Annotated in this window: 22 protein-coding genes; 4 read left to right on the top strand and 18 right to left on the bottom strand. The window is 42.4% G+C overall.

Annotated elements, in window-relative coordinates:
- Window position 1: 1 nt before the first annotated feature.
- The 9 genes from U5O15_11000 to U5O15_10960 all read right to left on the bottom strand — a co-directional run bounded on the left by U5O15_11000 (window position 2) and on the right by U5O15_10960 (window position 6,141).
- Window positions 2-928 carry a patatin-like phospholipase family protein gene (locus tag U5O15_11000; protein MDZ7861168.1) on the bottom strand — a complete coding sequence of 309 codons (927 nt, stop codon included), beginning with the start codon at window positions 926-928 and terminating at the stop codon, window positions 2-4.
- Between the two features lie 172 nt (window positions 929-1,100).
- A complete protein-coding gene (locus U5O15_10995; protein MDZ7861167.1) occupies window positions 1,101-1,790 on the bottom strand; it encodes a rhomboid family intramembrane serine protease in 690 nt (229 codons plus the stop codon).
- Between the two features lie 73 nt (window positions 1,791-1,863).
- On the bottom strand, window positions 1,864-2,466 hold the full coding sequence (locus tag U5O15_10990) for a YigZ family protein (protein MDZ7861166.1): 603 nt from the start codon (window positions 2,464-2,466) through the stop codon (window positions 1,864-1,866).
- A 30-nt stretch (window positions 2,467-2,496) separates the two neighbouring features.
- A complete protein-coding gene (locus U5O15_10985; protein ID MDZ7861165.1) occupies window positions 2,497-3,177 on the bottom strand; it encodes a hypothetical protein in 681 nt (226 codons plus the stop codon).
- A gap of 135 nt (window positions 3,178-3,312) precedes the next feature.
- Window positions 3,313-4,041 (bottom strand): hypothetical protein, encoded by a 729-nt coding sequence (locus U5O15_10980; GenBank protein ID MDZ7861164.1) that lies wholly within the window; start codon window positions 4,039-4,041, stop codon window positions 3,313-3,315.
- Between the two features lie 196 nt (window positions 4,042-4,237).
- Window positions 4,238-5,278: an NAD(P)/FAD-dependent oxidoreductase gene (locus U5O15_10975; GenBank protein ID MDZ7861163.1), complete on the bottom strand. Its 1,041-nt coding sequence runs from the start codon at window positions 5,276-5,278 to the stop codon at window positions 4,238-4,240.
- A gap of 78 nt (window positions 5,279-5,356) precedes the next feature.
- Window positions 5,357-5,545, bottom strand: coding sequence for a hypothetical protein (locus tag U5O15_10970; GenBank protein ID MDZ7861162.1), 189 nt, complete (start codon window positions 5,543-5,545; stop codon window positions 5,357-5,359).
- A gap of 73 nt (window positions 5,546-5,618) precedes the next feature.
- Window positions 5,619-5,819 carry a DUF2905 domain-containing protein gene (locus tag U5O15_10965; protein MDZ7861161.1) on the bottom strand — a complete coding sequence of 67 codons (201 nt, stop codon included), beginning with the start codon at window positions 5,817-5,819 and terminating at the stop codon, window positions 5,619-5,621.
- A 160-nt stretch (window positions 5,820-5,979) separates the two neighbouring features.
- Complete coding sequence (locus tag U5O15_10960) at window positions 5,980-6,141, bottom strand: hypothetical protein (protein MDZ7861160.1); 162 nt, start codon at window positions 6,139-6,141, stop codon at window positions 5,980-5,982.
- A gap of 282 nt (window positions 6,142-6,423) precedes the next feature.
- On the opposite strand from U5O15_10960, the gene U5O15_10955 reads away from it, so the two are divergent.
- Window positions 6,424-6,744: an FmdB family zinc ribbon protein gene (locus tag U5O15_10955; GenBank protein MDZ7861159.1), complete on the top strand. Its 321-nt coding sequence runs from the start codon at window positions 6,424-6,426 to the stop codon at window positions 6,742-6,744.
- 129 nt (window positions 6,745-6,873) lie between these two features.
- Here U5O15_10955 and lat read toward each other — a convergent pair whose 3' ends face one another.
- Window positions 6,874-8,214: an L-lysine 6-transaminase gene (lat, locus tag U5O15_10950; GenBank protein MDZ7861158.1), complete on the bottom strand. Its 1,341-nt coding sequence runs from the start codon at window positions 8,212-8,214 to the stop codon at window positions 6,874-6,876.
- A 281-nt stretch (window positions 8,215-8,495) separates the two neighbouring features.
- Window positions 8,496-8,831: a hypothetical protein gene (locus tag U5O15_10945; protein MDZ7861157.1), complete on the bottom strand. Its 336-nt coding sequence runs from the start codon at window positions 8,829-8,831 to the stop codon at window positions 8,496-8,498.
- Between the two features lie 123 nt (window positions 8,832-8,954).
- Here U5O15_10945 and U5O15_10940 point away from each other — a divergent pair, with 123 nt between their 5' ends.
- The 3 genes from U5O15_10940 to U5O15_10930 all read left to right on the top strand — a co-directional run bounded on the left by U5O15_10940 (window position 8,955) and on the right by U5O15_10930 (window position 13,083).
- On the top strand, window positions 8,955-9,884 hold the full coding sequence (locus tag U5O15_10940; GenBank protein MDZ7861156.1) for a DMT family transporter: 930 nt from the start codon (window positions 8,955-8,957) through the stop codon (window positions 9,882-9,884).
- 131 nt (window positions 9,885-10,015) lie between these two features.
- Complete coding sequence (locus tag U5O15_10935) at window positions 10,016-11,353, top strand: sodium-dependent transporter (protein ID MDZ7861155.1); 1,338 nt, start codon at window positions 10,016-10,018, stop codon at window positions 11,351-11,353.
- A gap of 53 nt (window positions 11,354-11,406) precedes the next feature.
- A complete protein-coding gene (locus tag U5O15_10930; protein MDZ7861154.1) occupies window positions 11,407-13,083 on the top strand; it encodes a sodium:alanine symporter family protein in 1,677 nt (558 codons plus the stop codon).
- Between the two features lie 359 nt (window positions 13,084-13,442).
- On the opposite strand, the gene U5O15_10925 is transcribed toward U5O15_10930, so the two are convergent.
- The 7 genes from U5O15_10925 to U5O15_10895 form a co-directional block, all read right to left on the bottom strand.
- A complete protein-coding gene (locus U5O15_10925) occupies window positions 13,443-14,051 on the bottom strand; it encodes a hypothetical protein (protein MDZ7861153.1) in 609 nt (202 codons plus the stop codon).
- A 76-nt stretch (window positions 14,052-14,127) separates the two neighbouring features.
- Window positions 14,128-14,526 (bottom strand): YraN family protein, encoded by a 399-nt coding sequence (locus U5O15_10920; GenBank protein MDZ7861152.1) that lies wholly within the window; start codon window positions 14,524-14,526, stop codon window positions 14,128-14,130.
- Window positions 14,514-15,140, bottom strand: coding sequence for a ribonuclease HII (locus tag U5O15_10915; GenBank protein ID MDZ7861151.1), 627 nt, complete (start codon window positions 15,138-15,140; stop codon window positions 14,514-14,516). The genes U5O15_10920 and U5O15_10915 overlap by 13 nt, the downstream gene beginning before the upstream one ends.
- 3 nt (window positions 15,141-15,143) lie before the next feature.
- On the bottom strand, window positions 15,144-15,488 hold the full coding sequence (rplS, locus tag U5O15_10910; GenBank protein MDZ7861150.1) for a 50S ribosomal protein L19: 345 nt from the start codon (window positions 15,486-15,488) through the stop codon (window positions 15,144-15,146).
- 111 nt (window positions 15,489-15,599) lie between these two features.
- Window positions 15,600-16,301: a tRNA (guanosine(37)-N1)-methyltransferase TrmD gene (gene trmD / locus U5O15_10905; GenBank protein ID MDZ7861149.1), complete on the bottom strand. Its 702-nt coding sequence runs from the start codon at window positions 16,299-16,301 to the stop codon at window positions 15,600-15,602.
- Window positions 16,302-16,310: 9 nt separating this feature from the next.
- Window positions 16,311-16,826 (bottom strand): ribosome maturation factor RimM, encoded by a 516-nt coding sequence (rimM, locus tag U5O15_10900; GenBank protein MDZ7861148.1) that lies wholly within the window; start codon window positions 16,824-16,826, stop codon window positions 16,311-16,313.
- Between the two features lie 20 nt (window positions 16,827-16,846).
- The gene (locus U5O15_10895; protein ID MDZ7861147.1) at window positions 16,847-17,092 is read right to left on the bottom strand and encodes a KH domain-containing protein; all 246 of its coding nucleotides are present in this window, start codon (window positions 17,090-17,092) and stop codon (window positions 16,847-16,849) included.
- Window positions 17,093-17,134 lie beyond the last annotated feature (42 nt).

Below are 17,134 nucleotides of genomic sequence, written 5' to 3'. Positions count from 1 at the left end.
TTTACTTTTCTTCAATGAAATCTAACAGCTTCGGGCCGGCTTCCTTCGCGGCTCTATATCCGAGATCAATTATTTCCTCGGCTTTGTCAAAATCGAAATTCTTATATCTTCCGACTTGGGGATTTATCAAGAAATGCGGCCCCGCGAACTGTGTCTTAAAATCCATAATCCTTGAAGAAACAATAGCAAGACTTTCCGTTATTACATTATAAAATTTCATTCCGCCAAGATCTAATCGATTTAAATCAGGATGAGGTAATTTATTATAGAGTTCAGCAAGAGGACCGGGAACCTTCTCGAGCATCTCTCCGAACCAATCATCCATTTTTTCGACAAATGAACTCTCCTGGACCTCCGGCGACCTATTTTCACCTTGCAGAGAACGGCAGGTATTCACGCCTATAACAAGATCTGCCCCCAGCTCAAAAGCAATATCCATTGGAACAGGATTTACAAGCTCCCCGTCAACAAAAAGTCTCCCCAAAATTTCGACCGGAGGAAAAACCCCCGGTATACTACTTGAAGCACTGACTGCGGTTACTACTTTTCCCTTCTTGAAGACAAATTCCCGGCCGCTGTTTATATCAGCCGCAACACAGGCGAAAGGAATATTCAGGTCTTCAATTCGCTTATGCCCCAGATCTTCATTCAGGAATTTAGAAATCCTGCTCCAGTCAAATATACTTCTAACGGAAAAAGAAACCTTCAGATATTTGAGAATATCTGTCCATTTTATACCGAGAACTATATCTTTTAACTGCTCGGGTGTAAATCCGGCGCAGTAATAGGCTCCTATAATAGACCCCATAGAACATCCCGAAACATACGATATCTCCACATTATTTTCCTTCAGCCACAGAAGAACACCTATCTCGCTTAAACCTCTGGAACCACCGGAGCCGAGCGAAAGCCCAATCTTTTTTCCCATCTTCGAAAAACCTCCGCGGAAGAAATAATATTCCGCCACTGCTCTAAGTTATCTGCTGAAAATTAGAGTTCCCAGTTCTCTCTTTATTTCATTGTTACTCATATTCGCAAAGCCCTCAATAAACGAAATAATTTTTGTATTCCGCGATGGTATCCACAAACGCGAGTTTCACTTATTCAATTTTCCGTCTATCATCCAGTCCGATAAGCCCCGGGAATTTTACAACAAAAATGAGAAAAAGTAATATTGGAAGAAGGAGGAGCACAACGAGCGCCGGGTTGTTTGAAGCAAGCCGGGGATCTATTAATATCGATACAACAACTCCGGCAATTGCGCCTCCCAGGTGAGCTTCATGCCCTATATTCCCGAACCTGGATTTAATCCCGTAAATCGATATCAGGACAAACCCGATACCGAAGAGCCATGAAGGTATTCCTATCGGGAGAAAAAGTAAATAGATCGAACTGTCTGGAAAAAGCAGGATACTCGAAAATATCACTCCGCACACAGCCCCCGAAGCCCCGAGAGCCCTGTATTCGGGATCCCTTCTATGTATAAAAAGGGCCAGCAGGTTTCCCGCTGTCAAGCTTACGAAATAGATTATTATATACTTTCCAAAACCGAATACTGTTCCTACGCCAATACTGAATGAATAGAGAGCAAACATATTAAATAACAGGTGCCCCCACCCGGCGTGAAGAAACCCCGATGTCAGTATTCTAAAAATCTGTCGATCCCGCAGCACTTTCCTTACCCAGAATATATGCTTGTCGAAAAAGAGTCTTGATCTAAAACCCCTGTATGAAAAAATACAGTTAGCTATAATAAGCATTACTGTAAATGCTTCATTAGCCTGTTCCATATACTCTCCTCACTTATCAACAACCATCTGAATTGTTATCGGAGAAAAAAAATAATATATTTACTAACACAAATCACTGAATAAATATATTTCCTTCCGATATATTCTTTAATTCGGCGTTACAGCTCTTAAGATTTGGTTCGGGCACAGTTCCTGTTATAGCTATTATATCAGTAAAATCCTTTTTCTCAATTTTCCCCCCCGCCCCTTTAATTATCATCGCCACCTTCTCGTAGAGATTATAAGGTACTTTAATAGAAAAGGAAGTTCGGCAAACGAACTTAACTACGGGAAGTTCATCTATCGCCCTTTTCGCGGATTCTGAATAGGCGCTCACAAGTCCCCCGGTGCCCAGCTTGGTACCGCCAAAATACCTAACTACTGTGACTAGAACATTGAATATACCACTTCCTTTGACAACGTCCATAACGGGCTTTCCCGCCGTTCCGGAGGGTTCTCCGTCATCACTCATACCACCCGCTTCAGTATGAGGATCGCCTGATATAAAAGCGTACACTACATGGCTGCATTGAGGATGTTCTTCCCTCTTATTTTTTATCTTTGCCCTGGCATCTTCTGAGGACGATACAGAAACCGCCTCTGCTATAAACCTGGACCTCTTTCTTACGATCTCAGCTCTGCCGACACCGTCGGGGATCAGATAATTCTCATTCACTATAAGTAATCACCAACCATCCAGGCTTTACTAATGATTTAATTCTGAATATTCATTTCCTGAATACTCATAAGCATATACAAGACTGTCATAAGCTGAAGCTAGAGTCATCGAAATAAGCGGGGTAATTACAATATTGTATACAAACAGGGTAACCATCCCGATTTGCTGATGTCCGGAAAGAACTGGAAAGGCCGCCATAAAATACAGTCCACCCGTAATTATGTATAAAACGGCAAGCTGCCATCTGTGTCCCTCGGTAATAGCGCTGCTTGATTCAAAAGAACTTACAGGTGGCTTTTTCTTATCCAGAACCACGAGGATAGAAAGACCATACCTGACCATAATATAGATCCCCGGGATTATAAAAAAGATCGCGCCTGCAAATGTAAAAACGGAAAGAAGTACAGAGACAATCCATACATCCCTGAACCTGCCGAAAGCGTCAAGTATTACAGCTGTTGTCACCTTCTGGCCTCTTACAATTCTCAGGCAGTAGTTGAGCCAGCCGGCCGATAAAACAAACCCCGCGGACAGCTGAAGCAAAAGGGTTAAAAATACCCCGCCGGGCATAAACCCTACCAGGTATAAAAGGATCTGATAACCTAGTAAAACAACTACTCCCCTGTAAACATCCGAAGCTCTTTTTGTGATTGTATTCAGTGCGAATGAAAACCATCCGTCAACTGATAAAGGGTAACCCTCCCGCATTGCTCTCTGCTCCCGTATTTAATTAATAGCTGAGCCCTCCCCGCAGCCATTTATTTACCGGCATAATACAGCTACGAATCCTATAACAGCTTTAGGGGTTGAACAACAATAATCTCTGATTCCGCTTAACAATTATTACGCGCTTACCCTCAGTGACCGTCTCAGCAGTAAAAACAGACCGGCCAAGATTAAAATTTCCCCGGCGGCAAACGTGTACCAACTGAAACTTGAGGGGATAAACCCTGAAACGGCCAGTCTGAATTCGCTGTTTTCCGCTATGTTCAAAAAATCTCTCCAGAATCCGCCCCGGACTATAATAAGCAGATAATCTTTCATAAATGACCATAATATCATAAAGGCGCCGGAAATAACAAACAACCACTCCAGACCGGTCATCCTGACTCTATACCCTCTATCCTGAGGATAAATAATACAAATTGTCATAAATATCATTGTTATTGAGCAAATAACAGGAGCCAGCACGGGACCGGTCCATGTTACCGGAATCAGAAAAAGAATGTCCCATGTAAGAATGGAAGGGGGCCATCCAATTAACATTTTGAGAAACAAATAATAAAATATATCCCATACCGCGAAAATATATAAAAACCACGCCAGCCGTTTAAGGGCGTCTCGGGCCGATAAAAAGGCTACGGAGACAATCATCAGGATCGTTGAAAACTCCCTTAATAACTCAATCGAAAGCATCTTGGAGGAAAACAGCTTCAATGGAAATTCAAACCCTTCGGGGTAGTAGATTCTCCTGAGATATATAACTACTATTGCCTCAAAAGCTCCCATGGCTACAGCAAAAACGGCCAGTATAAGAAACTTTTTACCGGAATCAGTGAGTTTTTGTTCCATTTTTCCTGTCTCCTTATTTTTTGAATTTAACATAAAATTTCCTGTTCTTGAAATTTTTTCCCTCTGAGCAACTCATTTTTTTCAACTCAGGTAAATTAAAAAAATATAATCTCAGAATAAACTATATTTAACATGAAACCGGGATAAAAGAAACTCGGGGGCAACCCGTCTCTTAACAATAAAGCCGTAACTTTGATTACTTCGGAAGCTTAACTCTTAACGAGTAAATGTATAATCTGAAAAGCAGAGATTGTATATAGTGGTTCTTTATCAGATTAAACTCCATAAGAAAGTGTTCTTTCTTCTTTCTTTGTAAAATAAATTCAAATTTCCCGCATCTATCCCGCACCCCAAGAATATTCCGAGCCGCGTGAGCTCCGCTCACAAACGCCGTTGATATTCCCTCTCCGGTAAGTGGGAAAGCAAGCCCCGCGGCGTCTCCGCATAGATAGATATTATCGAATTTAAAACCGCTGTAGAGGCAATTTACGGGGAACGCCTTTAATTGTTTCCCCCTGTAATCCAACCCGTATTCGTCAAGCATATCGCAAAGAACTTTCCTTGAATTGGAATAAGAAACACGGTCAGGGTCGTAATAAACCCCGCAGGATGTAAACTTGGAATGGGGGAAAATCCAGCAATATCCCAGGCCCAGTTTTTCAGGATTCAAATACCACAAGACCCTGTCGAAAACAAAAGGGATTCTATAATGAGCTCCAATATAATACCTGTTTTCAAGACCGAGAAACTTCCTGGTTAACGATTGAGAGCCGTCCGCTCCGACAAGAAAATCAAAACCAGCCCTTTCTCCGTCTGAAGTAACAATATATCCACCTCTTTCATGGTATTGATTCTCATCGATTGAATTAGTATCGGCACCTTTTACAATCCGGACTACTCTCGTGCCGGTTTTAACCTTTACGTTACTATAACCCTCGAGCAATCCAAGCTGAAACTCCCCAAGAGCAGTCCTGTCAATTATCCTCAGGGGATCATCGGGTTCAATAACAAACCTTTTTCCGTTCAGAACTACGTGATGCCTGGTAAAAGAAACAGCTTCCCTCAGAAGATCATCGGGTATGTCAAAAATCGATGTAATACCGCCCGCGCATTCCTTCGGCCCCACTACTTGAGATTTTTCGTAAATGGCTACTTTAAGGTCCGTTCCTCCGAGAAGTTCAGCACATTTAAGCCCGGCGGGACCGGCTCCTAATATTATAACATCAAAATGCTCCACAAAAGACCCCTTTTGCTTCCAGCCGCTTCATTCCCTCAGATCAGCTTACTCCGATCTAAATAAATATTTATCATTATGTCATAAAGAAAATCCTCCGTCATCGGTTGTATCTTTGAGCCTGTGGATTTTCCTGTCCAGCCACCCGATTCTTACTTTTTCCCTGTTGTCAAAACCGGGGACATAGGGTTTAATATCGAGAAGAGGTGTTCCCTCGGGACTCTTAAATTCTGAATGAATAACCCCTATAGGTTTGAATACTATTTGCACCCCCAAAGAAAAATCGTATAGCTCAGCATAGAAACAAAACTGTTTTAAGACGGACTTAAGCCGGCTTGCAGCGCTATCTCCTGATAAGCCAAAGGATCAGAGAAAGAAGAACACTCAGCAGCACCATTGTTGTTATCGGAATAATAATCCTGACGCCCGGCCTGTTAATAACAATATCCCCCGGAAACCTAACTATTGGTATCCTGCTGATCCAAGGCCATAAAATGCCGGCTCCAATTATTACCAGACCGGTGTAAATTAGCACTTTTCGCATTGTTAACTCCGTCTGAAACCGCCTTTTGCGTCAACATAAAACACTCCGCGGCAATTCTGCCTATTAATAATATACCCTGCAGCTGAATTTTACAAGCGGGATAGGAAATTGGAGTTCCCCCAATTTTTAACATTCCTTTGTATATCCGGCTATTGGTATTTCAAAACCCTCTCGGAAGACGAGCGGGCATGGTTTTCCCATTTCCCCCAAGGAAATGGGAAAGAGCGAGTCTGAGAGCGGGAGACGCTATTTCCTCGCAGGGGAAATAGACGGCGTTTTTGACAATACCAATAGCCGGATAGAAACTAAATATCAATTGCACTTATCAATATGGGTAATTACTTGATAGTTATGCCGTTACTAAAATATTGCCCTGATTTCGAGGAATGTCCTGGGATAGGAAATGGTTTTGATGCGCCGCGGTTTTTATAGATTTTTTTAAAATTCGGCGGTCGGCATTTTTAAATTCACGGTAGAACTGGAATTGCCAAACTGTCAGGTGATATCTCCCTAAAAAATTTCGCTTGATTTCACACTTGTCTGTTATATTTTTTAAACTCAGTCCCTTGCTATAATAACCTCGGAAGAGAGAGGGGTATAAAATATGCCGACATACCATTACGCCTGCGATAAATGCGGTAATGAATTTGAGGTTTTCCAGAATATTTCCGATACTCCAAAAAAACGCTGCCCCAAATGCCGAGGCAAAATATATAGAGTTATCCATCCTGTTAACCATATCCTTAAAGGTTCAGGATTCTATAAAACAGACTACAGAGATGAAGATTTCTCAAAAAAGGAAAAAGAGGAAAAAGAGCAGGGAGCTGGAAAAAGAAAAGAAGAAAAGGGATCTGAAGAATCAGCTAAAGAAGCAGCTAAAGAGACTAAACCGGATAATTCAACAAAGAAAACTGAATTAAAATAAAAAAAGCCCCCCGGCAGGGAGGCTTCAGAGCTTTATAATTTTTCTCGAGACAATCAATCGATAAGCGCGGCTTATTAAACCCCGCTAGAATTGATACAACAAGGAAAGAACATAAACGCGAATCCTTTGTTATTTTATATCCTCTATTGTGGCCGCGAGAATCTCTAACGCCTTATCAATTTCTTCCTCACTTACGTTGAGCGGAGGACGGAATCTTATCGTAGACGGTCCGCATTTTAGAATAAACAGACCTTTCTCGAACAGCTTATCAACCACCTTATCTCTCGTCTCGCCGTCTTTAAGATCAAAAGCGCAAAACAGCCCGAGTCCCCTCGCGTTTAAGATTACATTCGGGTTTTCAGACTGAACCTTTTCTAAACCCTTCTGAAGCAAAGTACCCATTTTAGAAGCATTTTCCACAAGTTTATCTTGTTCTATGACTTCCAAAATCCTTTTGGCTCTGTACATATCCACAATGTTACCGCCCCAAGTAGAATTAATTCTGCCGGAAACCTTAAAAACTCCGTCAACTTCATTAAGCCGGTTGCCGGCCATTATTCCACACACCTGAGTCTTTTTTCCAAAAGCAAGAATATCGGGGTTTACGCCATAATGCTGATGCGCCCACATTTTCCCTGTAATACCAAGTCCGGTCTGAACTTCGTCGAAGATCAAAATTATCTCATTATCATCAGCGATCCTTCTGAGTTGCTGAAAGAACTCTCGGCGGAAATGATTGTCCCCGCCTTCGCCCTGTATCGGCTCGATAATAATAGCTGCTATATCATCGGCGTCATCGGCCACAAACTTCTCGATTGAATCGATTGCCCGTTTTTCCGCGGCTTTAATCTCATCAATATTCTCTTCGAGGGGGAATTTGACTTTCGGATTCTCAACCCGGGGCCAATCGAATTTAGGAAAGAATCTTATTTTAGTAGGATCGGTATTCGTAAGGGACATCGTATATCCTGTACGGCCGTGGAAAGCCTCCTTGAAGTGAATTACCTTCTGGCCTATTTCTCCTTCGATCCCCTTTTCTTTATTCTTCTGAACTTTCCAGTCAAAAGCCGCCTTTAGAGCATTTTCCACGGCAAGTGCACCGCCGCTTACAAAGAAGAGGTTAGGGAGATAATCAGGAGCCGCTATTTCTGAAAATGTCTCTACGAACTCCGCCATTTGCGTAGTATATAAATCAGAGTTAGAAACCTTATTTACCGCAACTTTAGTCAGTTCATTTAAAAAATCATCCTCAAAAAGCCCAGGATGATTATGACCAATAGCGCCGGAGGCAAAAAATGTGAAAAAATCAAGATACTCTTTACCGTCAAGTGAGTTCACCAGCCAGCTTCCATGACTCTTATCAAGATCAAAAACTATGGGATAGCCGTCGATCAGCATATGCTTATCTAGCACATCGTGTACCTCTTCAGGTGAAACCCTCTTACCTTTACCGTAGCTTGTATCACTCATCTGACACCTCTCAATTATAATTTATTGAAGCACAACGATTTATGGGCTCACGCTACACTGCCTGCAATTAAGCATTGCAAATATATAAACTTTACCTGAATTTATCAACCCTATTTACTTTATTTTAGTGAAAAGTGCTCAGTAGAATGATACTTTATGTAAAAAAAGGGAAAAAGGACGAAATGTTTTAACTTACTTAAAAAATTCCGTCCTTTTAACCCAGATGAGGTGACCTTAATGCCACTTCACGCTCCCAAAACAATCCTGCCCCTCCTCAGAACTTAAAACCGCTTGAATCTTTCCCGTCTGTCCTCCGGCCAGAAATGCCTTGTTTTTACAATCCGGGATTCATCGTCAAACACAAATTCAATTCCAAGTTTATAGTATTTCCAGTGTTCTCTAACACGCCCGTAACCATACACTCTGTAGCGATGTCTGGGGAAACCGTGCTTATGGTAAACATCGAGTTTATCATTTGTCCATTGTTTTATGAGATACTGGTGACGCATAAGTCTGCGTCCCCTCACCCCCCGGATGACAGCAGCTTCTGAGGCGGAAACCATCAGGGCTAACAGGGCTAACATTGCCAAGCCAAAAATAACTCGCCTGACCATCATAATCACTTCCTTTCCCGTTGCAAATCCAAAGTTGTTGCATCATCGACCCTGCTGTGCTTTATTATACCATAAAATTGACTATGATTTCAAGTATGATGACAAAATTCCGAAAGGTTTCCTGTTATGCCATATAATTCCTCAAAGGGTCAAATACCTCTGCCTGTTGTAAGATCTCTACTCGTCCTGCTCTTCGTATTCTGGTCTAATTCCTTTACGGCTATTATGCATCTTCGGGAACTTTTCGCTCCTTCCGGACTGCTGCTTGCCCGTTTCTTTCCCGTTTCCCTAATTTGCACAGCTTACCTGGCTTTCAGCAGAGAAAGGAGAAGAATAACCCTCGAAATCCTGAAGAAATTCCCCGTAAGGATAATCGCTATGGGAGGATTTGGAATTGCCGGATACAATATCTTCCTCTATCTGGGACAAAGCGAAATCAAACCCGGCGCGGCAGCCCTTATAACGACTCTTTCTCCCCTCTTTACTATGATCTTTTCTGTTATCCTGCTTAAGGTGAAAGTCCCTCTAAAGAGAATTATCGGTGTCGTAATAGCATTTGCCGGTCTGTACTTCGTTGTCATGTGGGGAGGAATCGGTCTTGGAAATGTAACTGATATTTCCAACGCGGAAATGACGTACGCGCTGATTACCGGGCTTGCCCCTGTATCCTGGTCATTATACACAATAATCGGAAAATCACTAACCAAACATTATACGCCTTCAATGATAAGCAGCCTTTCACTTGTAATAGGAACTATCCCTTTTATTTTTGCGGCTGACAGTGATTTCTTCGGAGCTGTAGCGGAAATGAACTCAACACACTGGCTCGCGCTTGCCCACCTGAGCGTTCTTTGTACAATAGCCGGGTACTGGATATGGAACACGGGACTAAAGTATCTGCCGGCTACGTCAGTTGCCTCGTTTATTTATCTTAACCCCCCTATGGCCGCGATATTCGGCTGGTTCTTATACGGCGAAGAGATCACTCTTTTCTTTATCACGGGCAGCGCGGTAATCCTGACGGGGCTCTGGCTGGCACAGAAAAACGGTAACTGAAGATGAAATATAATAACATTCAGCACAATAAAAAAATCATTGCTTCCGCGAAGAGGTATGATATAGGGTATTACAAACGCGATTACTTGAGTTTAAGCCGGATCTCATTATTATAAGCTGAAGGGGTATAAATGACGGCAGGCAAGGTTTTAAAGCGGGATCAATGGGGATCTAATATCGGTTTTATTCTAGCCGCGGCAGGTTCCGCCATAGGCCTTGGGAATATATGGAGATTTCCATACGTAGTGGGAGAGAATGGCGGAGGAGCTTTCCTCATTATATATCTCATCTGTATACTGCTTTTGGGACTGCCTGTTATGCTCGGGGAACTCACTCTCGGAAGATACAGCCGCAAAAATCCAGTTGGAGCATTTGAATCAATCAAACCCCGAACTCCTTGGAAGATCGTCGGCTTTCTTGGTGTCATCACCGGAATATGCATTCTCTCATACTATTCCGTTATCGCGGGATATACTCTGGGATACATCGGAAAAACGCTCGCCGGCAATCATGCTGACTTTGAGTCGTTCTCATCAAATCCCCTCCCCGCAATTTCACTATTTATCATCTTTACGGTAATTACTGTACTTGTAGTACAGGGTGGAATCAAAAACGGAATCGAAAGATGGGCAAAGATTCTAATGCCCATCCTGCTTTTTCTCATGATCGCTCTTATAATACGTTCTGTAACACTGGAGGGCGCGGGTAAAGGTCTCGTTTTCTACTTCAAACCCGATTTCAGCAAAGTTACAGGACAGACGGTTCTCGCGGCTATGGGACAGGCTTTCTTTTCACTCAGTCTCGGAATGGGCTGTATGATAACATACGGCAGCTACCTTTCGGAGAATTCCAATCTGTTACTTAACGGCACCTCTGTCGCCCTATTTGACACACTTATAGCTGTTATGGCGGGGCTTTTGATATTTCCAGCCCTCTTCGCTTCCGGCATGGATCCGGCAGCGGGGCCCAGCCTTGTTTTCGAGGTTCTCCCGAAGATATTTTCATCTATTCCCGGTGGAAGTTTCATAGGCGCCTCCTTCTTTCTGCTCCTGTCTATAGCGGCGTTAACGTCGACGATATCCCTTCTCGAAGTTGCTACAGCATATTTTGTCGATGAAAAGGGATGGGTCAGAAAAAAAGCCGTGTGGGTTATAGCCCTTATCGTTCTAATACTCGGCCTGCCCTCAGCTCTTTCACAGGGAATAGTTCCCCGGTTAAATTATCTTCCCTTTATACATATGGGGTTTCTTGACCTTATGGATTGGATTTTCGGTAACATTATGCTGGCGGTGGGAGCGCTGTTTCTTTCAATATTTATAGCCTGGGTTTGGAAAACAGAAAACGCGATAAATGAAATAAGAAAGAGCGGAACTAAATTCAAATTTACGGGGGTAATATTCAGCATACTTATCAAGTTTTTCTGCCCGGCTGTTATTTTGGCATTGATCTTTTTCTTAGTTACTAAATAGATATGTCAGTTTGAATCTTTGTATTAGATAAAACAGAATAAGGGGTATAAAATATGGACGCGGTCAAAGGTTTCATTGATATCATATACCGGTATATCTGGGAATTTCCAAGTTCTTTCCCATACTTTCTTGTTCTATTGCTCGGAACCGGTATCTTTTTGACAATACGAATGCGCTTTATTCAGGTGCGTAAGATCAGACACAGCCTCAAGGTAATAGCCGGAAAATACGACAATCCCGAAGATTCCGGTGAGATAAACCATTTTCAGGCCCTCTCGGCAGCGCTCTCAGCAACGATTGGCATAGGCAATATCGCCGGTGTGGCAACCGCAATCCACTACGGCGGGCCGGGAGCGTTATTCTGGATGTGGGTTACAGCCATCCTGGGTACAGCATCAAAATTCACTGAATGTACTTTGAGCACACATTTCAGGAAGGTAAACCCCGACGGTGTAGTCTCCGGCGGGCCTATGTACTACATTGAAAAGGGTATGGGCGGCAAATGGAAATTCCTGGCGATTATCTTCGCCGTGTGCGCTGTTATTTCATCATTTGGAAGTGGTAACAGCGTACAGGCCTTTACCGTAGCGGACTCCTTTAGAAGTGATTTTGGAATACCAACATGGATTACCGGCTCTGTAATGGCTACATTAATAGGGCTGGTTATCATAGGGGGAATTCGGCGAATCGGAAAAGTCGCTAGCAAGCTTGTTCCATTTATGGCGACTATGTATTTTACCGGAGCCATTATTATCCTATTTATGCACGCCGGAAGTATTCCGGGGGCATTTACGACAATTTTTTACGACGCGTTCAACGCAAAGGCCGGTGTTGGCGGTTTCTTCGGTTCAAGCTTTATGTTCATGCTTATATGGGGAGTAAAGCGCGGGATATTCTCCAACGAAGCGGGGCAGGGAAGCGCTCCTATAGCTCACGCTGCGGCTAAGACCAGCGAACCCGCCCGCGAGGGGCTTGTAGCTATGCTGGGACCTTATATTGATACAATTCTGGTTTGTACTCTAACCGGTCTTACAATTGTAACTCTCGGAGTGTGGAAAGACAAAATGCTCGAAACGATTCCATTTGTTGAACAATCTCAGATTACTATAATGAAAGACAGCGGCAAGATTCACCCTGACGGCATCATTCTGGAAAAGGATATAGCAGATGAGGGCTATTACAAAGTAACTGACGGAAAGGCTGAAGGGGTTATTTTTGTCAGAAACAACAGCACAATCGATTCTCCCCTGCTCTTAAAGGGGAACAATGAATTCAACGGATTAATCGAAAAGAAAGCCGGCGGTGCTATTCATTTCATCGACAGCAGCGAGGCGATTATCGACGGCCACGAAATTCAACTGACGGGCAAGGCTCTTCAAAACGGATCTCCCCTTACAGCCTGGGCGTTTAAAAAGGGAATGTCTCCCCTCTTTGGTGGCGGCAATTATATCGTTACAATCGCCGTCTTTTTATTCGCTCTTTCAACAGCTATTTCATGGTCATATTACGGAGACAGAAGTGTAGAGTATCTATTCGGAACAAAGGCCATCTTGCCTTATAGAATAATATTCTGTGTAATTCACTTTCTGGGAGCGATATTCTCTCTTGAATTGGTTTGGGCTTTCGGAGATACCGCCCTTGGGCTTATGGCGATACCAAACCTCATAGCTATTCTTGTTCTTTCAGGAAAAGCCAAAAAGATTGCCGGTGACTATTTTTCACGTTTCTAAGATATTCAACGTCAGCACTCTTGACAGTTAATACTTCTGCCGGCTCTATAAAGTAAAATTTCTATTTCTTCAAAACGCGCTATTAATTATTTGATATGAGAAGAAACATGTTGAAAAATAAAATTTATAAGATAAACACGAAAAAAGTAAACAATAAATGTTTTCCGTGTTTGACAGAATAAGAATATTTAGGTATACTTTTAGTAGAGTCCCTGCTGAAATGGTGAGAGGATGGTTCTGAAAAGAATCGCGGGCTCATAATTTGTTTGAGTTTTCAGAATAATCCGGCTCCACGTTTCGCGCGGGGGCTTTCATTAATATTAAAGGAAGACGAATTTCCCTCGCGGAAAAGCCTTAAACTATTCACTCCACTCGCTTACCCTGCCGTTAACAAAAATTATTGTAGATTTATTCAGTTTATCACGGGGATCTATGTAAACCCACTGAACCGCGTTATCCTCTGATGTCTGACTCTCTTTGACAATCTCATCGGGAGGCCCCCATGATTCAAGCGCGGCCTCCTCGCTCATACCTTCTAAGAGCTGATGATTAAAGATCGCTTCGGCAATCTCTTTACCATACTGCCACAGATTCTCCCTATATCTTTTCGTTGGTTTATCGAACCATAAGAGTTCGTTAATAGCTTTCTCGTAGCTTTCCTTTGTAATTGGTCTTTCCAACTCTAAAGCGTGTCTGTATTTGTGATTATTAGGCGCTCTAACACCAATAGCTCCACTCCAGTGCATGTCAAGCTCGACGATCTCCACCTTTGTATCCTGCTCTAGAACACCATTTTGCCCGATATCGACAAAATAGGTTTTTGTCCATGCAGTCCTGCCTTTATATTTATCCTCCAGATAATCCATGTCCTGTATGGGGATATCTTTCTTTACAAGATTTGCAGCTTTACATCCCGCAAGAACAAGCATAAAACAACAAATTAGAATGGAAAATCCTTTTACTTTCACGCGAAGTCCTCCTTATTGATTATCAACTATCCTCAATACTAAAATAGAAACGGATATTAACTAAATCAAGTTATTTCTAGGCCACATCTTTAAGATGCTGTAAAACCATTTTATCGCATGAGAACTCAACATCAATAGCGACAAAATCCAGTCTGAACTTGCAAATACCCGTACTCTTTTCTTCCTTCGTGATATAATTCAGCGCGGCTTTTCTGATATTTAAGACTTTCCAGTAAGGTAAAGATTCTATTGCCCTTCCGTAAGTGAAATTTTTCCTTGTCTTCACTTCTATAAACACAAGGCAGTTATTATCTCTTGCTATCAAATCAATCTCTAGGTGTCGGGCCCTGTAATTTCTTTCAAGGATTTCATACCCTCTAAGTTTCAGATAATCCGCCGCGATCTTTTCACCTAAAACTCCGTCATTGATTCTTCCCGCCGTCATAATCACCTCCACACAAATCAAATCGAACATTTGAAACTCTTTCTGTGAATCTTTGTAAAACCCTTTTCTTTAAGTACAGTTCTGTGTTCTTTTGTCCCGTACCCTTTGTTATTTAAAAATTTATATTCGGGATATATTAGCCCAAACTCTCTCATAATTCTGTCACGCGTAACTTTCGCCACTATAGACGCGGCAGCTATAACAAAACTCTTCCCGTCACCTCCCGGAATTGCCTGAGCTCGAATTTCGATATCAGGTGTATCCCGGCCGTCGACGATCACAAATTGAGGAGATATCGTCAACCCCTCAACTGCTTCTTTCATCGCCTTTAATGTAGCGTTAAGTATATTTACCCTGTCAATTACCTCAGGTTTCACTATCCCGACATTAAAGCACTCGCACCTGTCGATTATCAATTCATAAAGCTCTTCTCTCCTGTTTTCCTTCAGGAGTTTGCTGTCTCTTACATCAAATAAGTCTTCATGAAAATCACACACAAGAGCCGCGGCCACTACAGGACCCGCCAGAGCTCCGCGTCCAGCTTCATCCACCCCAGCCATGGTACCCCGAACACCGCGTTTTATATCTTTGTCAAACAAAGATAATTCATTAAAGGAACTGCTGCCGCCGGGGTTATTACTCATTTCTTACTTCTTCTTTTCCTTCACTCTAGCTGCTTTTCCTCTCAAATCACGGAGATAGTAAAGCTTTGACCTCTTAACGTGCCCTCTTCGTATAACCTCCAAAGATGTCAGGTTAGGTGAATGAAGAGGAAATACGCGCTCGACACCTATCCCCTGACTTACTTTACGCACAGTAAAAGTCGCACTCCCACCGGCTCCGCGGCGCTGTATAACTATGCCCTGAAACTTCTGGTTTCTAATACTGTCGCCTTCTCTAACTTTGATTTTCAGGCTGATTGTATCGCCAACTTTAAACTCCGGCAATTCATCTCTCATCTGTCCGGCAGATATATGGTTTAATATATCCATTCTTCCTCCTTATCATTTATCAAGTTCAAACTAATTATCCTAAAAAATAAAAAACCTAATTTTTTGATATTTATTATACTTTTCAGGTGAAAATCAATATCAAATTATCATTTATACCTTTTTTCTGAATTTTTCGCGGTAACGTGCCGTTCTATCTCTGGCGGATTGTTCTCTCCATTCTCTTATTCTTTTATGATTACCCGAAAGTAGTACTTCGGGAACCTGAAGCCCCCTGTATTCCGGCGGTCTTGTATAATAAGCGCTATCTATAAAATCTTCTCCCTCAAGGGAAGAGAATGAATCGGTATCCCTCGACATAGCGTCACCCAAAACACCCGGGATATATCGTATTACTGTATCGGCAACGATCATTGCCGGCAATTCTCCTCCACTGAGGATAAAATTACCGATTGATATTCTGTCAGTTACAACGAGTTCGCTGACACGTTCATCCAACCCTTTATAACGGCCGCATATAAAAATAACCTTCTTCTTTCCGGCCAGTCTGCTTGCTGTTTCCTGATTGTGGACCCTTCCGTAAGGTGATAGCAGGACAACAGCGGTATCATTTGAATCGTTCCCGCTCACAGCATCCTCTACTGCTTCGACAATGGGTGGAACCATAAGAATCATTCCGGGACCGCCTCCGTAGGGATAGTCATCAACAGAACCGTGCTTATCGACGGCATAATCCCTCAGGTTCACAACAGTATAGTCGGCCAGGCCTTCTTTGGATGCTATTTTGAAAACCCCCGTATTCAGGACACCTTCGAACATCTCGGGGAATATTGTTATAAAGAACACATTAATCATAATTTCATTTTACCATTCAAGTTCAAGCAATCCTTCAGGAGGATCAATCTCGATTTTATCGTTTTTATAATCTACGTCTGTTACAATACCGGAGACAAAAGGAATAATATAATTCTTTTCCCCTTCTACTATAAGCCGATCCTGTCCTCCGGAGCTTAAGAAGTTGACAACAATTCCCAATAAATCGCCATTCTTCATAAATATTCTTTTACCTAACGTCCGGCTTAGAAGTGTCTGGTCCGGATAAGACTCTGAATCGAGTTCTTCCATTGCTAATTCGAGTCTTTTGCCAACCGCCGTTTCCGCATCTTCTATGGACTGAAGAAAATCCAGCTTAATCACATATGTCCCGCCCTTTTTCCTGAATTTCTCGACATTTACCGATCTGCGAAATATATCGGTAACCAGATACAGTTTTCCAAATTTAAGAGCGCCCGGCCAGAAATCAGGTCCCGGCAAAAGCTTTATTTCACCTCTTAACCCAACTGTATTAACGATATCTCCAAGATTCGCGAATTCTTCCATTACAGCCGTCCCATACTCTCTTATTCTCTTATCTCCAGAAGTACCTTTTTCCCCATGCGCGTGGACGCGGCATTTACCAGAGCCCTGAGAGCCTTGGCAGTTTGGCCATTCTTTCCAATAATCTTACCGACATCATCCTTCGCCACGGAAATAACAACAATAACGGCATTATTCCGTTTCTCTTCAGTTATCGATATTTCCTTTGGTTCATCCACAAGCATAGCCGCAAGATCATGAACCATGGTTTTAATATTATCAACACTCATAACACTTCATCTTCCTTTTAAAAAGATCCTATCAAAATTGTT

The sequence above is a fragment of the Candidatus Krumholzibacteriota bacterium genome, from assembly GCA_034520215.1.
In the GTDB taxonomy this organism is placed as follows: domain Bacteria; phylum Krumholzibacteriota; class Krumholzibacteriia; order Krumholzibacteriales; family WJIX01; genus JAGHBT01.
Note: the sequence above shows the minus strand (reverse complement) of the source record. Positions and strands in the feature narration are given on the sequence as shown.

Excerpts from the sequence above, each read along its gene's own strand:
- U5O15_11000 (MDZ7861168.1), bottom strand. The coding sequence starts at position 928 with ATGGGAAAAAAGATTGGGCTTTCGCTCGGCTCCGGTGGTTCCAGAGGT.
- U5O15_10995 (MDZ7861167.1), bottom strand. The coding sequence starts at position 1,790 with ATGGAACAGGCTAATGAAGCATTTACAGTAATGCTTATTATAGCTAAC.
- U5O15_10985 (MDZ7861165.1), bottom strand. The coding sequence starts at position 3,177 with ATGCGGGAGGGTTACCCTTTATCAGTTGACGGATGGTTTTCATTCGCA.
- U5O15_10980 (MDZ7861164.1), bottom strand. The coding sequence starts at position 4,041 with ATGGAACAAAAACTCACTGATTCCGGTAAAAAGTTTCTTATACTGGCC.
- U5O15_10965 (MDZ7861161.1), bottom strand. The coding sequence starts at position 5,819 with ATGCGAAAAGTGCTAATTTACACCGGTCTGGTAATAATTGGAGCCGGC.
- U5O15_10955 (MDZ7861159.1), top strand. The coding sequence starts at position 6,424 with ATGCCGACATACCATTACGCCTGCGATAAATGCGGTAATGAATTTGAG.
- lat (MDZ7861158.1), bottom strand. The coding sequence starts at position 8,214 with ATGAGTGATACAAGCTACGGTAAAGGTAAGAGGGTTTCACCTGAAGAG.
- U5O15_10945 (MDZ7861157.1), bottom strand. The coding sequence starts at position 8,831 with ATGATGGTCAGGCGAGTTATTTTTGGCTTGGCAATGTTAGCCCTGTTA.
- U5O15_10940 (MDZ7861156.1), top strand. The coding sequence starts at position 8,955 with ATGCCATATAATTCCTCAAAGGGTCAAATACCTCTGCCTGTTGTAAGA.
- U5O15_10935 (MDZ7861155.1), top strand. The coding sequence starts at position 10,016 with ATGACGGCAGGCAAGGTTTTAAAGCGGGATCAATGGGGATCTAATATC.
- U5O15_10930 (MDZ7861154.1), top strand. The coding sequence starts at position 11,407 with ATGGACGCGGTCAAAGGTTTCATTGATATCATATACCGGTATATCTGG.
- U5O15_10920 (MDZ7861152.1), bottom strand. The coding sequence starts at position 14,526 with ATGTTCGATTTGATTTGTGTGGAGGTGATTATGACGGCGGGAAGAATC.
- U5O15_10915 (MDZ7861151.1), bottom strand. The coding sequence starts at position 15,140 with ATGAGTAATAACCCCGGCGGCAGCAGTTCCTTTAATGAATTATCTTTG.
- rplS (MDZ7861150.1), bottom strand. The coding sequence starts at position 15,488 with ATGGATATATTAAACCATATATCTGCCGGACAGATGAGAGATGAATTG.
- trmD (MDZ7861149.1), bottom strand. The coding sequence starts at position 16,301 with ATGATTAATGTGTTCTTTATAACAATATTCCCCGAGATGTTCGAAGGT.
- rimM (MDZ7861148.1), bottom strand. The coding sequence starts at position 16,826 with ATGGAAGAATTCGCGAATCTTGGAGATATCGTTAATACAGTTGGGTTA.
- U5O15_10895 (MDZ7861147.1), bottom strand. The coding sequence starts at position 17,092 with ATGAGTGTTGATAATATTAAAACCATGGTTCATGATCTTGCGGCTATG.